This is a genomic window from Bifidobacterium sp. B4079, from assembly GCF_026537385.1.
Lineage (GTDB): Bacteria > Actinomycetota > Actinomycetes > Actinomycetales > Bifidobacteriaceae > Bombiscardovia > Bombiscardovia asteroides_I.
On the sequence record NZ_JAFNMH010000001.1, the window covers coordinates 1,037,756 to 1,054,907 of the forward strand.

Below are 17,152 nucleotides of genomic sequence, written 5' to 3' on the forward strand. Positions count from 1 at the left end.
ATCTACCGTCCTGATTTGCCGAAGGGATTGCGCCTGTAGGCGAGTTCCGAGCGCCGACGAACAATCAGGACGGCAGCCACCAGAATCATCAGGACAAAAAGGATCCCCGTACAGACGACCAGGACGAAAAGCAAACCGTTCTCGCGTATGTATTGCCACAAGTTCGAGGCCACAATAACACCATGGTATGTGGCTGTCGACACGTTGCCGGCCGCATCCTCCGTCCTGACAATCACCGTATGGTTATGCGCATCGGCCGGCAAGTCGATGTACTGCATGCCCTTCAGGAGGTCATTCTCAGGCCATTCGCCGCGCTTTACGCCATCGACATAGACTTTCGCCAAGCGGATCTTCATGTTGTCCTTGGCATCGATTCCGACGTCACGTCGTTGCCCGTAATATACACGGTTGGAGTCGATGCCGAGCGCGGAGACGGTAGGAGCCTGCGAATCCAGGGCGAAGTTCACGGATGCATCGCCCTTCCGCTTGGCATCCTTGTGCTGCATCGAGTTCTCCGACAAATTACCTGCTTTGTCGGTCGATGTGAACATCAGGCGATAATACCCGTCACCCTTAAACACATTTGCCGGTATCTCATATGTCTGCTTGCTCCAGCCCTTGTCAGTAGACTTGATGACCTGGTAGCCGGATTCGGGTACAGTGCCTATGCGCCCGTCCTTTGCCAAGTCGATTCTCGAATTCCTCTGGTCAATGCCGCTGACGTTCAGCTCGGTGACAGTGACCGGCACCGCCTTTTTCAGATAGGCGCCTCTGATCGACGCCGTCCCCGCAGAGAACAGGTATGTGGAACCGAATCTGTTGACTGAGAATGTTTTGGTGACGGTGGCCGAATTCCCCGCCATGTCCTCGCTCTTGGCGGTCAGGGTGTACACGTCATCGTTCTCAGCCTTGCGCTTGAAATCGGGGATATCGACGGTGAGTGAATTATCGTCCCCGCCCTCTTGGGCATCGAGGTCGATCGACTTGATCCTGCCCCGTCGGTCTCCTGCAAGCTCGTAGGTCGTCTTCCCCTGATCCATGTTGGCATCGACGGCCATGATCCGAGGAGCAACGGTGCCGGCGTACGCAGTCTTGTCCTCCACTTTGTCGATATGGAGATCAGGCTTGGTCATGTCGACGACGAACTCTGGTTCCTTGGCCGCATCGGCGACGTTCCCTGCCAAATCGGTCGCTCTAGCCTCCAGGGTATAGTGCTGCTCCCCTAAGAAGGGGACATGCTGGACAAACGTGTACTTGCCGGCATCACCGATCTGCGACCAACCGTCGCCCGAAGGCGCGGGAACATCCTGGTTGGCATCGTTCTTGGCTGTGGTCGTTACCGTCGATTCTTTGTCGCTCATGTTGCGCTCGACCAGTTTGACGGTCGCCACCCTCGGAGCCTTGTAATACATGCCGTTCTTGCTGTCATTGTTGTCAAAGGCAAGGGAAAGGACGGGTCTGGTCGTATCGATGACGAATTCGTCATGTACCGGATTGCCCTGATGATCTCCCGGATCGGTAAAGGCCGCATCCATCACCCAGTCGCCGTCGGTTTCACAACTGAGGTTCGCCACGTAGGTGTGCTTGTCACCACTGGGGTTGGAGAAATCCTCGGCCCTGAGTTGCGACTTTCGACCATCCACCGCGGAGGTGACGATGACGCGCTTGCCATCGTGCCCGGCTACGAAGTCGAAATTCGACTCGTCGATGGTCACGGTCGCCACCCTCTTGGCCTTGTAGTATTTCCCGTTCCTGACATCGTTGTTGTCATACTTCAGGGATAGCTTGGGCGAAGCAAAATCCAAAGCCGCCCCGGTAAGTCCTCTGGCGTCATTGACGATGCCGCTCTGCTTATCGCCGTAGGCGTCCAGAGCATGCGTCGATGAAGGATTCCCGGCCTTGTCCTTGACGGCAATCGACGTGCCGTCGAACCTCAGGCGCTGGCTGTCGGCGTTCATGTCGAAGCCCACCACATCATCCGATTCGAACCGCAAAGTCGATTCAGGCGTATCCGCGCCTTGTGGTGCCAGCCATGGGTCATAACCGAGCATCGGTGTGGGGTCAGGGCCCCTGAAATCAGCGAAGGCCAATGTCTGGGCATCAATCCCTGACACGGCATCATTGACGCCGTCCAGGGAGACATGCAAGGGGGAAGTGGGGAAGATCCACTGCCAATGCTGAGGAGCGGTCGTCGACAGATGCAGACCACCCAGCTTGGGCCCTGTATAGTCGATGACGAACTCAGAATGCGCAGAGGCGAAATATTGGCTGTCGGACTGCAGACCCGCATAGGAGACATCCAGTTTGTATGTCCCCTCATGAGGGAGATCAGAGTTGGCAACCGAGCGGGGAACTTGATATCCGCGATATACCCAGGTGTCCGACTCCGACTTGACACGCTCCCAGGCTTTTTGCCCGAACGGGACCGTTGGGAAATCAGTCGGTGAAGATGGCGCCACTGTTGGATTCAAGAAGTGCTTGTGCGTGGTTTCATCCAATTTCTGATAAAGGGGGAACCATCTATCGGTCACTGAGAAATCGACAATGGCATCCCCTCTGAAGTAATATCCAGGCTTTGTCGAGGGCGGGTTCCCCTCCGCCTGACTCAGGGATATCCGGGCTTCCCTCTTTCCCCTTGGATTATCGATCACCAAGGCATCATAAGGCTCGCCAAAACTGTTGGTTTGCTCATGCTGTTTGACCAGGTCTGCAAGATTGGTTGTAAGACCATTCCCCGTCGCGCTTCCAGCCCCATCATTGCTGGCCTTGGGATAGTCCGCCCGGTCACGGACGGTAAGTTTGACTTCAGACAGATCGTACAGCCCCTCGTCATCGAAGCGTATGATAAACCGACCATCATTGTTGATCGGCAGAGTCTGCAGCTTGTTGGCTGTGCCGTTGTTTATGAGCTTGCGGTTCAGATCCTTCGGAGCGGGCATTTCGACCACGACACTGCCGAAGCGGTTATTTTTGTCGCCTCCGTCGGAGATCCCGGACGTACCCTGCTGGGCAGCAGTGTCGATTCGCTCGTTCCCCCGCTGCTCCTTGGGGAGAAGATCCTGGACCCGAACCCTCACACTGTTCCCCGAGGGGCTGGTAACAATGGTCTGGCCATTGAATTTGACCAGCTTCAGATCATGGCCACCGGTAGGTCCTTCGAATTCACTGACCACAGGCGGGTTCGTATCGATGCCGAACTTGACGGTAGCCCCTAGGAAGCTCGGCAGAAAACTATCGTTGAGCTTGAAGGTATATGCACCGTTGGCGGGATTCGATCCGTCCGATAGGTGATCGATTCCTCCACCACATGGAAGGCTCCACCTCCATTGGGCGCTGCTGCTCTTCAAACTGGTCGGGTCAATGGTACAGGTCGTTTCTGTGTCGTTGGTGCCTGCAGGAGGCGCCAGATTGTATTTCAGCAACTTGATTTTTTGTTGGCTCTGTCCCGGCTGATTGGCAATCAGCAGCAGATAATCCTTCAGAAGCGCACTTTTGACTTGTAGCGTCAGATCCACATCGGAGTTGTAATAATACAGGTCGCTGCCTGATGGGGCAGGGGGAACCGCATCCGGCGCCTGGGAGGCATGGTCATGATGGCTGGTTACTGCAATTCTCAGTTGATCGCCGGAGTCCTGATAGCTCAGGTCTATCAGTAGCTTGCCGATCATATGGCTCGTGTCTGGGGCTTTGCCGTCTTCAGTGGCTCCTTTCAAAGCAAAAGCCTGGTCTTCATTCCCTGCCTTATCGACCACTTTTGCCGTGATGGAAGTCAAATCGTAATAGCCGGTTGAGCTGAAATTCACGTCAAAAAACCGGGAGCTGGGGGAAGTAGGGTCAGTCCCAGTGCTCACTGTATAGTCGCAGCCTTTGCTGGTTGGGGTTGTGCCGCCCGAGGGACACTCCACAAGTTGAGCCCCATGCTGCTTGCTGGTGTCCGAATATCGACTTCCAGTCAGGATGAGAGTATCCGCGCCGGAGGCATTGGAATCAGATGCTTGATCAGTCCTGTCCAGCTGTCTGTCCTGCGGGTTGCCCTCTTTGTCCACCGCTGGTCTAAGGGGAAGCTTATCCTTGACCCTCAGTCTGACAGTGCGATCCTTGAAGGCCATGACCCCGTCACCGGGAAACGCGTAATCCCGATCATCAGAGTTACTGTCATGACCGGGCTGAATATATGATACGGAAGTCAGCATCGGAATTTGCGTATCATAGACGAATGAGAGGCACTCAGCATTCTGCGCGGGATCCTCCGGACGCAGATACTTTGCTATCTCGTCCTGCACTTTTGCTGTATATCTGGCATTCGAGTTGTATGAACTCAAGTCTTTAATATTGACCAGCCTGCACGAGGGAGTGAGCACATTCCATGATCCCTGATGATCCTTCGGGCCTTTCGTTATCCGTCGGCTATCCGCACTATAAGTGCCTGTAGGGCAGGCGAGCTTAAACGGCTCTTCATGCCTGGGATCATCGGCCTGGTTCTGCCTGGGTTCCTGATCCAGCGTCATCAGGCTGAAGGGGGCATCAGGATGGTCCCGTTTATGGTTGGCATAGGCGATATTGACTACACGATCTATCCAGGGATCCTTTGATGAGAGCGATACGGAATCAGCCTTTCTGAAGTTGCCACGTAGTGGGTCACCCTCAGGCTGCCCTTCCACCCATAGCCGAACACTCCTGTCCGGAGTGGAATCCACAATCAACCAATGCACAGTACTTGCGAAAGGTACGGATTCTCCTCGGGCGTCGAGAGTGGTCATTTCTATTTCGTCCAGCGACTTTTTGAAGGTCATCTTGGAGACCGAAGCATTCCCGTTGTCGCCTGTTGGTTTCAGAGAGTAGTTGACTGCTAACTGGCATTTGCTCAAGTCATACTCTTGACCACTCTGCTCCCCAGCCGGGTCTTGATACGTGAGCGTGTAGGCATCCGCTTCTTTTTTCAAGACAGGACATGCCGAATCGGTTGAGCTGCTGGTTATCCTGGCATCCGTAACAGTGAGTTCGCCCTGGTCTGCAGGAACCTGCCGAATGGTCATGGTGATGGTTCTGGCGCCATATGCCACCCACGTTTTACCGTCGGTTATATCATCATCAGGTTTTGTCTGCTGATAGTGCATGGACACATCTACATGGCTCCCACCACCTTCAGCGGGGGCGGCCATGGCTTGTAAGGGAACGAACATCTGTGCCAGCAAACAAAGGCAGAAAGCCAGTGCCGGCAAGCCGATCAAGCAAATGATGCTGCAAAGCAGTCCACTCCGTCCACTGTGTTTTTCCATTGTTTAGGACCTTCCTGCAAGCGTGGTCTTGGCTTCATCATCAGCATCGCCGGATTGGACAAGCCCGTCGCCCATCAATGAAGTCGCCCCCTCGTCATCCCAGTCCTTGGCGCCGCTCGCCTGCGAAACCGGTTCAGACGGGGTATCCACGGAGTGCACCTTGAATTCAACGGATTGAGTTGAGGGAGATGCCGGTTTTCGCCAGTTGGATTCGTCAGATTCCTTGCGGCCGGCAGCACCGAACTTCTGGAAGTCGGCCATTCCCCATGTTCCGGCTCTGGCTGAGCGCATCCGCTCAATCTCCTCAGCCTCACTGCGGCCGGTAAGCACATCCCGCACCTGACGTATGTGCAGTATCCTGAACAGCACGATCGCAACAATGGCCAGGACAAAGGCGATCGCCAGAAATACAAGGGCCAGCATTCTCCAGGTCTGGGCGCTCACCGTTTATCTCCTTTGATGTCTACAAAGGCGTTGTCGATCTCCGAGTGGACAACCCGTGCCGACTCATTAGCCTCCTGCTTTTTCTCATCGAGTACAGTGGTTGTGGGCGTGACCGTACCAGCCAAGGAAATGGCCTTGTCGGCCAGGGAATCCATCGCTTCCTTGGTCACACCATCCGCTCTGAATTTCCTGGGGAATATGCGCAGGGCATCCAAGGTCATGTTGGACACCTCGAGACGAATGACATCATTGCTTTCCCCATGAGAAGCATCCATCAGCTGCTGCAACCGCTTTGCGTAGGGCTTGTATCTGCCTGCATCCGACCCTTCATTGATAAGAGGAACGATCTGTGTGTTGAAATCCGCCATGCCAGCGTATATATCCGCAAGACCGGCGCTCTTGAATTTCTTGTTTCCAGCAGCGTCGTGCATCCACGGCGACGCAGCCCGGATCCTGTCCATTCTGGCCGACTCCTGATTCGATGCGGCCGTGGTCGGCACCGACTTGTCATTTTCAGGAGCGTCGTAGTAGTACCAATACAACTTCCCGGTTTCGAAGCAGAGACGGGACCAGTCGTCGGCATGCCTGCGAAGGGCGTCGGCATGTTCGGTAATCGTTGCGTTGTAGACGTGCTCCTCTTTGCTGTCAAAACTTCCATCGGCGGTATACATGCTGATGAGGCTCAGATAAGGTTCTATTGAGTCGGGCTTGATGGAAGCTGCCCGAACATAATCGCTTTCAGCCCTGGCATCTACCGTGGTCTGAGTGGCCTGCTCCATCCAATACCGAAAATCTCCGTTGCGCGTCCGATATGCCATTCCCAGGGAACAGGCGGACAGGGCGAGGCAAACCACTGAGGCAATTGCCGTGCCGAGGAAAACGCGCCACTTCCTGGACAAAGCCTGACGATGAACCTCGTCGACTTCCTTATAATGCCGAAGCGCAAAGGCCATTTCAGCGCAATTCTGGAAACGGTCGTCAGGATTGCTCTGTGTCGCCGTGGCCACAACGCTTTCCAACCCCGGAGACAGGGTGGATACAAGCTCACGAATGGGTTTGAACGACCCTGGACGAGGATGTTCGCCTGTCAAGAGATTATAGAGCGTGGCACCCAAGGCATAGATATCGGTCCTCTGATCGATACGTCCTTTTTCGGAGAACTGCTCCGGAGCACCATAGCCGGGAGTGCCCAACTGCCTGTCGTCGCCGATGAGCGAACCACGATTCTCGTCTGCGCCCATCTCTATGGCGATGCCGAAGTCTATCAGCTTGATAGCTCCATCCGGAGTAACCATCACGTTTGAGGGCTTCATATCCCTATACACGACCGGAGGATGGCGACGATGAAGATAATCAAGGGCATCGCAAAGCTGTATCCCCCAATCTACGACCGTATCCTCAGGCTGGGGACCCTCGTTCTTAAGAATATCGGCAAGCGTACGCCCTTCAACGTAATCCATGACGACGTAAAGAGTGCCATGGTCGTCAATCAAATCGACAATCCGGGGAATGGAGGGATGGTCAAAGCGTTTGATCATGTTAGCTTCAACGGTGATGCTCTTGATGAGCATGTCGCGTTTGACGGGATCCGTCACTTGCTTGATCTCTTTGACGGCCCACTGTTTATTCAGCGAAGTATCGAGCGCGAGATAGACGGTGGACATTCCGCCCTTGCCTATCTGCGTCAGGATATGATATCGTCCCCCGACTACCGTATTCTCAGCAACCACTTCTCTCCCCAGATATCTCAGTCTGATTATCCACAATCCAAATATGCTCAAAGCCCTATAGCCGCTGGACAGGGCAAGGCATCAGGTACCGCAGGAAGGACCGCCATAACGGAGCATAAACAGCTAAACCCTTCTGGCCGCCACGACATATGCCCAGAACTCTGAAGACATGCAGCATCGAAAATACCGAGAAGGGCATAACGAATCAAACTCTGACAGTTATGCCCCGATTGCATATAGGCAATGCTCGACACATAGACAAGATGCGGGAACCGCGAAGAGAAGCATCCTCCCTGCCGAGCTCAGGAGACTGCACTCAGCTAATCCGCGAAACCTGCACCTGTCAGCGCGCTGTTACAACACTTCTGCAAAACCAAGCTCAATAACAACTACCCTTTGCACTCGATCACCGAAGTGCTTCAAAACAAAGCGCATCCTCATTCCCGATGCCGTTCCATTCACTGCAAGGAGCTAGCCAACTGAGTGTCCAAATCAGTCATCGACTGCTTGGTCTTGTTCAAGAAGTCTTCCATGCCATTCAGTCCGTCAACCGTCTGAGTCGCACCTTTGGTAAACTCCTCGTAAGACTGCTGGAAAGCACCAGAAGCACGATCAGTGACGAACCCGCCACTGACAAGGGCATCAATTTTGCTCTTCAATGTGTTCAATTCGGACACCAGCGTATCGTGGCCATTCCTCAAATCACTGACAGCAGTGTCAAGATCACCATAACTGACTGATACGTTTGCCATAACTACATCCTCTCCATCGCGGACAACAACGATCATGGGCTACGAAAAGCGATAACTTTTCTGCAGCCAGCTTGATAATACCACGCAACACGTATGCATTCCAACAGGGACCCCAGCAGGCCTAGTTAAGTGCGGCTATTATATTGTTGTCCTATGACGAACCAGCCTGCCGAAGTCCAACCGAGCAGCATCCCGAATCTGACGGGTTACCGGTATGTCAGCTTTTTGGGTGAAGGCGGCACCTCATCGGTCTATCTATATGAGCAGGAATTCCCAGCCCGCCTTGTGGCTGTCAAAGAAAGCATGTACCGCCGCACTGCTCACGACAGCTTTCTCAATGAGGCCGACTACCTGGCCAAGCTCTCTACACATCCCTACATCCTCACCATCCACCAGGCTATGGTCAGCCAAGAAGGACGGGAGTGCCTCATCCTTGAATATGCCCCCGGAGGCAACTGCCGAACCATCATGCGCTCAGGAGGACTTGATGAGGAACAGACGCTTGACCTCGGTGTGAGAATGGCAAGCGCACTCTACAGCGCCCATGCCAAGGGAATCGTCCATCGCGACGTCAAGCCGGGCAATTTCCTGATCACCGACCAGGGTCTGCCCGTTCTTGCGGACTTCGGCATCTCGGCTTCCACCTATGGAACCGACCGGGCCGAAGGCCTCTCGATACCTTGGTCCGCGCCCGAGGTCCTTGCCGGCCATTCAGGCGGGTCTGAGGCCAGCGACATTTATTCCCTCGGGGCCTCACTTTTCGGAATGCTGACCGGCCTGTCACCGTTCGAATACGGCTACTCGGTGGCAAACGAGGACCAGCTGGCACAGGCCATCATGCACAGGGACCTGCCGACCCTGCGCAATGGCGAAGCGGCACCGGAATTCGAACATATTTTAGACAGGGCCATGGCTTACGACCGGGATGACCGCTACTTTTCGGCGCTGGACTTCGGACGGGCCATGCAAATCGTTCAGCAGGATGCATACGGCCACATGACCCCCTTTGTCGGAAAGGGCATCGCACCATTCCCGGAGAATGGCCATGCCGGTTCGGCCGGCGACCCGAGCAGCGGCCGGCGACCCGAGCAGCGGAGCGAAGGGATCCAGACGGGCGGACGGGGCCTTCGAGCCGGACAGGAATCGATACTGTCGCTGCCTGGCCGAAACGGTACCGGCAAATCGAGGCCGAGCCGGTCATCCTTGAGCAAACGATTCCGTACAGGCCTTTTGACGGGTATCGCACTCTTGGTCCTGGCGGTCATCGCCCTGGCAGTGGGACTGGTCGTCATTGCCGGCCACGACAGCCTCGAGACAGGTTCGGCGATATCTGCACCTGGGCGGGACGGCTCGGCTGCAACCCAGGAGAGCACCGATCCGGAGGAGCACGATGACGAAAAAGCGCCAGTGCCTTCGGTCACCGACGGCAAGGGCACCTATCAGAAATCTGCGGTCATCTTCACTTGGAGCAATCCCGATCCCAGGCCAGGAGACATTTATACTTGGCATTTACTGGACGGGCAGGGAGGAGGCAACCGTGGGGCGAGCGTCCAGACCAAGGATCCAAGGGCCATGATTGACCCTGCCCAAGGGCCCCAGACCTGCATCTCTGTCAGCCTGGTACGGGCCGACAGACGGATATCCCAGGAGCCTACGACTATTTGCGCCGCTCAGCAGCAGGGATGACCGGACCCCTGCTGGATTCTCGGACGGGCACAGTTGACCACATTGTTCTCTTGGCCTATTTTCACACGGCAGGAAGTTAGACTCGAATTACCGAGAGGCCCGAATAGGCGGCGACGACAATCCAGTCTGCTCCGCCAAGACGGAAAAGCTCGGGATGGCACCATGAATGCATATCGGAAACTTCACCACAAGGCAGGGGGCAATGATGAGTAACGGGAGCGGTCCCTCGTGGCAGCGCCGGGCCAGGCGACGCGTCCGCTCCCTACTATCCAGGGCATGCACCCCCTGGACCATGCCGATCATGGTTCTTCTGGCCTTGATGCTTGTTGCTGTCGGGGCCGTTCTGCTGAACACGGTCAACCGGCGACAGGTACAGGTTGATGACGGCAGCGTCTGGGTCGCCTCCCAGGATCAGGGCAAGGTGGCCCGGTTCAAGCCGGGGATTGACGAGGCCGATGTGGCCCTGTCAACCAATACGCACAGGTTCGATCTGGCCCAGAGCGGGTACGCCACCATCCTGGGGCAGGATGGGGCCATGTCGGCCATCAGGGCCTCGACCGCCAGCATCGGCGACCGGACCAGGCTGGGTGCCCAAGTCGAGCAGATGGTCAACGGGACAACCGTGGCGCTTTTTCAGAAGTCCACCGGCAAGCTGTGGGTGGGCAGCACCGATGCTCTGAAGTCCATCGATCCCGACCATAGACAACCCATCCTGACCCTGGGCCGGGGCGGGGCCGTGGCCGTCACCCCACAGGGATCCGTCTATGCCTTCAGACCGTCCGACGGTGCGGTTCTGGTGGTGGACAAGCCCGATGGAAGAACCCACCATGCCCTGGATTCCATAACCGGCGGCAGACCGGTCAGGGCCGATGGGATGACCGTGGTCGGCGACCAGCCGGTGGTCCTTTCGGACAGGACGCTGTACTGGTCCAGGGGGTCCGCCCGCCTGCACTGTTCAGGCGATCCAAGACTGCAGGAGACCCCGATCGACCGGAGCCAGCAGTCTACCTGGGTGGGGGTCAGCGATGACCAGGGCGTGCATCTGGTCAATCTGAACGCACCAGGCGCGGATCCCACCCTGATCGCCACCGGCGGAAGCGGACAACCCGCACGGCCGGTCTCGTCGGGGGGTTGTCTCTGGGCTGCATGGTCCTCGCCTGCCAGGAACTTCATCCGGCTGTGCGGCACCAAGGGTGAAATGCCGGCGGGTCGTAACCGGGGTCAAAGGTCCGGCCTGGACAACCGTCTGGTAACCCTCCAATCCATCTCACCGACCGACGACCTGGTCTTCCGGGCCAACCACCGCCAGGTCATCCTCAATGACGTCCAGGCCGGGAATGTCTGGAATCCCCGCAAATCCACGAAGATGATAAAAATCCAGTGGCAGACCATAGATGTCAGGGAGACCCGGCCCTCGGACCAGAAAGAGGACTCAGCCAACAATCAGCAACGGTTCGCCCCAACCTGCGACGCCCGTTCCGGGACCATCACCGCCGAAGACGACCAGTTCGGCATCAGGGCTGGGTCCCAGGCCATCCTTGACCCTCTGCGCAACGACCACCAGACGGACTGCTCGGTCCTACAGATCAGCGACGCAAGAACATCCAGCGGTGAGATCACCCTGTCTCCTGTGTACGATGGCCGCTTCCTCCAGGTCGACGCGTCCCGGGCCCATCCAGGCACCGTCAGGATAAACTACTCCATCACCGACGGCCACGGGCAGGTCTCATCGGCGGGCATCGACCTGACGATCGCCCCGAGCGACATGGAAGGCGGGGACAAGCCCCCTCAGCAGGTCGACACCCCGGCCGAGTACGAGGTGGAGCAGGGAGCCACCATCGAAGTCAATGCCCTGGCCGGTATTGTGGACCCTGATGGGGATCCCATGACCCTGGTATCGGCCAGCCCCGCCAACTCGGATCAGGTTTCGGTCTCCACCCGGACCGATGGCAGGCTGACCCTGGCCGCCGGATCCGCAACATCCGGCCGAATCAGCGTCAAGGTGACCGTCTCGGACGGCAGACTCAGCGGGGAGGGTCTGGTCTACTTCTCCATCCGGCCAGCCAACACGCTGAACCCCCTGGTCGACCCGGTCGTCAGACAGACCCAGCCCGGACGGACGATCAGGATAGACCTGAAGAAGGCCGTACATGGCAACTCGGCCCAGCCGCTGCAACTGACCAAGGTGGGTCAGCCCGGGGGGACCAAGGTGGAGGCCAATACAGAGGACATGTCTTTCGCTTTCAGCTCCCCGACACCGGACACCTACTACATTCCCTACACGGTGGCCCAGGGTGATCATGCCACCCAGGGGCTGGTCCGATTGGAGGTGGCCCAGTTCAGGGCTGACGCGGCAAAGCCTGTCGCCGTCAACGACGTAGCTCTGCTAGGGGCCGGGCAGACCGCGATCGTCGAACCCATGGACAACGACCTGGACCCCATGGGCGGGGTTCTCTCTCTGACTTCGGTGTCGACGGATCCAGCCATGGGAATCAAGGCTGGGATCGTCAACCACAAGCGGGTCTATCTGACGGCGCGTCAGATCCCCACCAGACCGGTCAGGATTTTCTATACCGTCACCAACGCAGCCGGCGATGCCCGTGGGACCATCACCCTGCAACCGCCACCACTGGACCGGAGCGCTTCCACCCCAAAAGCGGGCAACATCAGCGCTCAGGTACGGCAAGGGGGTCTGGTCACTGTCAGGGTCATGGACCACGTAACCTACCCCGATGGCACTACGGTCGGCCTGGAGCCAGACCTGGGCAGAGACCAGGCGACCTTCAGGGGATTGATCTTCGTCTCCGGCGACACGGTGCGTTACCAAGCCGGATACGAGACGGGCACCTACCCAGTCACCTACACGGTCAGGGACAACTTGGGCAACACGGCCTCCGGGACCATTACCTTCAAGGTCCATGCCGACAACCAGCGGGACAAGCCGGCACCCACCCCAGATGACATCGAGGCCCAGGCAGCTGCAGGAGCCAAGGTCCGCATCCCCATATCCCTGACCGGCATCGATCCGGACGGCGACTGCGACACCCTGTCGGGATTGGGAAACCAGGCGCCCAAATTGGGAAGGATCACCCATGTAGGAGCCGACTACCTGATCTACGAGGCTTATGCCGACTCAAAAGGCACGGACGACTTCACCTATGCTGTCGAAGACTGGGTCGGACAACGGGCCCAGGGACATATCCGCGTCGGCGTCTTCCAGAGCACTGCCGCAGGGGGCGTTTTCGGCCGTGACGACCAGGTGAATCTGAGGCCGGGTACGGCAGTGGACGTACCTGTCCTGTCCAACGACATCTCGGGGGATGACACCACGCTGGCCCTGGACCCCGACCTTGAAACCACCGGGGTCCACGACGCCAAGGTCGTCGGCGACATGATCCGCCTGACCGCTCCGACCCAGGCCGGTACCTCATACGTGGTCTATCGGGCCAAAAACCAGGCCGGCATCAGTGATCAGGCCACCCTGACCGTCACCACGGACCCCAAGGCGCCGATACAGCCGCCGACCCTCCAGGACTACGATGTGGCCCCTGCCGATACGATCGACAAACGTTCGGTCGATGTCAACCTTGTCGACTCCATGGCCAACCCCTCGGGAACCATGGACGATCTGAAACTGGCGGTGCATCCCAGCGCCAGCAATCACGCCCGGATCAAGGGCGGCCCGGGATCGACCACGCTCAGCATCGATCTGACGGACCAGGCCAGGGCGGTCCCCTACACGGTCACCAACACCCGGTACAAGATCACGTCCACTGCCTTCGTCAAGGTGCCGGCATACGGCGTCTTCCCTCCGACTCTCCGACCCAAGGCACCCGCCCTTCGGGTCCGGGCCGGGCAGAGCATCACCATCGACATCGCCGATCAGGTACGTGTAGGAGCCGGCAAAACAGCCCGGATCGCCTCGGCAGACTCGGTTTCAGCGACCAAATCCGATGGGTCCGAGCCCTATGTGAATCCGACTACGCTCAGGTTCGCCGCCAACAAGGACTATTCAGGACCTGCCTCCCTGACTTTCACCGCACAGGACGGGGTCCCCGATGGGAAAACCATTGTCAATTCGGCCGTCCTGACCCTTCCCATCACCGTCGAGGGAGGGCATGAAGAACCGCCACGCCTTTCGGCCCCACCGATCGATCTCGTGGCCGGAGAGCCTGCACAGACCATCTCCCTGAGGGCCTTGACCCAGGTCCCGGCGGGAAGCCGTGTCAGCTCATACGTCTATGCGACCAGCGGAGCCGAGGGGCCAGTCAAGGCCGCACTCACCCGCAAGGGCCAGCTCTCTGTCAGCGCCGACAAGACCGCCGCGCCAGGAGCCAGGGCCATCCTGCCCATCACCATCGCCTATGCGGATGGCAACGTCAAGACAGGCCTGACCTTCAGGATCGTCAGGACCACCCGTCCCCTGGCGTCGGTGCCCTCGCGCGCCATCAGAGCCAAGGCGGGTCAGAGTCTTGATGTCGATGTCCTTGAGGGAGCCATGAATCCCTTCCCCGACAGCCCTCTGCGGGTGGTTGGCGTGGTGACCGACGATGCATCGAAACTGTCCGCATCCCCCGGCGAGAACGGCCAGGTGACCATCAAGGTCGGCAAGGATATCGGCGCATCGACCAACACTGTCCTGGCAACCGTGGAAGACGGCACCAGAGACAAGGACCGGCGGGTCAGCGCAACCATAACAGTCAGCATCATCGACAAGCCACAGCCCCCTCGGGTCCTGGTCGGATCCCCACGCGCAGGAGACGGGACGGTCTCCCTGGCTTGGGAGCCGGGGAGCGCCAATGGGAGTCCCATTGACGAGTACCAGGTCTCCTACCAGTCGAATGCTGACGCAGGGCGGCAATCATGTTCAAGGGCCACCACCTGCACAGTTACGGGTCTTACCAATGGTCGGGACTATAGCTTCACGGTCCGGGCCCACAACGAGGCCGGATGGTCCTCTGCCTCCTCCCCCCTCGCCGCCAGGCCGGATGTGATACCTGGAGGCGTACGCAACCTGTCGATGGACGGCAGCGTCAAGGAAACCTTGACGGTAAAGTGGGACCAGCCCGAAAATCATGGCTCGCCCGTCGACCGTTACACGGTCCAAACCAACGGACCCGGTTGCGGATCCATGCGGAATCGCCCACCAACCTCCACCAGCGCGATCTTCTCCGTCGATCACCAGGACGCAGGGCTGGCCTGCTCCGTCACTGTCGTACCCTCCAACATGGCCGGAGCCGGAACGGCCGAATCCGCCTCCGGATCCACATGGTCGCACCCCGATCCGCCTTCCTTTGATAAGGTCGAACAAGACGACCCCGCCAACGATCCCACCAAGGTCGATCTGGCATTGACTCCGGGCGCCAGCCATGGCAGGCCCTGCAAGGACATCCTGGTCACGCTTGAAGGAGTCGAACCCTCGACCGCCTCATGGACACTGGGATGCACCCCCCAGACAGCAAGGAAGCAGGTCACCCTGCCTGCCTCGGTTGCCCAACCGGGAGCAACCATGAGATTCAAAGCCGTCAGCCGCATCAGCGGCGCAGGCAGCGAGGGACTTTCACCGACAGTCGCCAAGGAACTGACACTTGCAGGAGGACAGTCATCCACGAAGCGCACCTTGGAGAACCGCCGAACGCCATCCACTCGAAAAACTGGGCACAGACCGCCGGAAACTGCGGAACAGCCCGGGATTCCAGTCAGGTGGAACCAATCAGCCCCCATGGAAACAAGGATTGACAGACATGAATGACCAATTCCAAGATGATGCCACCCAGGATAAAGGCAGGCCTCTGAATGATGCCACCGTCATGAGCAACCACCAATCCGAATCGGGTCAAGTGCCGCCAACCCTACCCGATCCGAATCCACCCGCCGATCAGACGGCTGGAGCCCGAAGGACCGGCCAAGCCGCCGACCTCGAAGACAGGACCAGACTGGGCACTTACCGTGCCAGACCCCTGGCGGCCGACAAGCCGCTGGTTCTGAATGAAAATGACATGACTTTTGAAGACGAGTCTGGCAGATCCAGCCGCATACGCATACTGCAACGGCAGCGCGAGGCCATGCTGGGTGGTCTTGGGCGCAAGCGTGACCAGGCTGGTGGGCGACAGCCCACTGACAACAGCGATCCTCAAACAGGAACGGTTCCCGCCAGGCGCATGACCTCAGAACCAACCATGGCAGCCGAATCCTTAAGAAAGACGGAACCGTCCGCATCCGACGAGACCCATACGGACCCGCCCCTTGCCATCGGCCGTGGAACCAGGCACCACACCGGACCGACCTCCACAACAGGCAGCCCGGCAATGAACTCCAACGACTTTGCCCGCGCCTTCCACGCCATCACCGAGAACATCGGCAAGGCAGTCGTCGGCAAGGCCGAGACGGTGGAGCTGTGCGTCACGGCCCTAATCGCGGGCGGCCATATCCTTCTTGAGGACAATCCGGGCACCGGCAAGACCCAGCTGGCGCGAGCGCTGGCCAGATCCATCGACGTGGGGTTCAAGCGGATCCAGTTCACCCCCGACCTTCTTCCTTCGGATGTCGTGGGTGTCACCTTCTACGACCAGGCCGAGGGAAGCTTCTCGTTCAGACCTGGTCCGGTCTTCGCCTCCATGGTTCTGGCCGACGAGGTCAACCGGGCATCGCCCAAGACCCAGTCCGCCCTCCTGGAGGTCATGGAAGAAGAGAAGGTCACGGTAGACGGCGCCACCTACCAGGTTCCCCACCCCTTCATGGTGCTGGCGACCCAGAACCCTATCGAGCAGTTGGGCACCTACAGCCTGCCGGAGGCTCAGATGGATCGCTTCATGATCAGGACCTCCATGGGCGCTCCTGGTCATGAGGCCAGCATGCGCATCCTTCAGGAGGCCGACATCAAGGACAGGGCCGGCCTGGTCACCCCGGTGATCGGTGCGGACGGGATTGCCGACATGGCCCGAAGCGCATCCAAGGTCTACTGTGATTCCTCAATCATGGAGTACATCATCCGAATCATCGAGGCCACACGACACAGCAAGGCCATCAAGGTGGGCTCCTCCATCCGTGGAGGCTTGGCCCTGATCCGCTGCGCCCGGATCTGGGCCTGCTCCCATAGCCGCGATTACGTCATTCCCGACGATGTCAAGGAGCTTGTCGATCCGGTCCTGGCCCATCGCCTGGTTCTGGAAACCGAGGCCAGGCTCTCCGGGGTCGATGAGCACCAGGCCCTGGCTGAAGCCCTGGCCACAGTCCCCATCCCCTCGGCGGAGCACTGAGA

The 17,152-nt window shown here is 58.4% G+C and carries 7 protein-coding genes; 3 read left to right on the forward strand and 4 right to left on the reverse strand.

Going from position 1 to position 17,152, the window contains the following annotated elements; all coding sequences use genetic code 11:
- Window positions 1–2: 2 nt before the first annotated feature.
- From J3T95_RS04320 to J3T95_RS04335, 4 genes are all read right to left on the reverse strand, one after another.
- Window positions 3–3,851, reverse strand: a complete 3,849-nt coding sequence (locus tag J3T95_RS04320) for an Ig-like domain-containing protein (protein WP_267450504.1) — start codon at window positions 3,849–3,851, stop codon at window positions 3–5.
- A 1,431-nt stretch (window positions 3,852–5,282) separates the two neighbouring features.
- Complete coding sequence (locus tag J3T95_RS04325; RefSeq protein ID WP_267450505.1) at window positions 5,283–5,723, reverse strand: hypothetical protein; 441 nt, start codon at window positions 5,721–5,723, stop codon at window positions 5,283–5,285.
- Window positions 5,720–7,453 (reverse strand): serine/threonine protein kinase, encoded by a 1,734-nt coding sequence (locus J3T95_RS04330; protein ID WP_267450506.1) that lies wholly within the window; start codon window positions 7,451–7,453, stop codon window positions 5,720–5,722. The genes J3T95_RS04325 and J3T95_RS04330 overlap by 4 nt, the downstream gene beginning before the upstream one ends.
- A 458-nt stretch (window positions 7,454–7,911) precedes the next feature.
- Window positions 7,912–8,205 (reverse strand): WXG100 family type VII secretion target, encoded by a 294-nt coding sequence (locus J3T95_RS04335; protein WP_258561556.1) that lies wholly within the window; start codon window positions 8,203–8,205, stop codon window positions 7,912–7,914.
- A 153-nt stretch (window positions 8,206–8,358) separates the two neighbouring features.
- Between J3T95_RS04335 and J3T95_RS04340 the strand changes: the two genes are divergently transcribed.
- The 3 genes from J3T95_RS04340 to J3T95_RS04350 all read left to right on the forward strand — a co-directional run bounded on the left by J3T95_RS04340 (window position 8,359) and on the right by J3T95_RS04350 (window position 17,150).
- The gene (locus J3T95_RS04340) at window positions 8,359–9,891 is read left to right on the forward strand and encodes a serine/threonine-protein kinase (RefSeq protein ID WP_267450507.1); all 1,533 of its coding nucleotides are present in this window, start codon (window positions 8,359–8,361) and stop codon (window positions 9,889–9,891) included.
- A 292-nt stretch (window positions 9,892–10,183) separates the two neighbouring features.
- Window positions 10,184–15,643, forward strand: coding sequence for an Ig-like domain-containing protein (locus J3T95_RS04345; RefSeq protein WP_267450508.1), 5,460 nt, complete (start codon window positions 10,184–10,186; stop codon window positions 15,641–15,643).
- Complete coding sequence (locus J3T95_RS04350) at window positions 15,636–17,150, forward strand: AAA family ATPase (protein WP_267450509.1); 1,515 nt, start codon at window positions 15,636–15,638, stop codon at window positions 17,148–17,150. The genes J3T95_RS04345 and J3T95_RS04350 overlap by 8 nt, the downstream gene beginning before the upstream one ends.
- The last annotated feature ends 2 nt before the right edge of the window (window positions 17,151–17,152 follow it).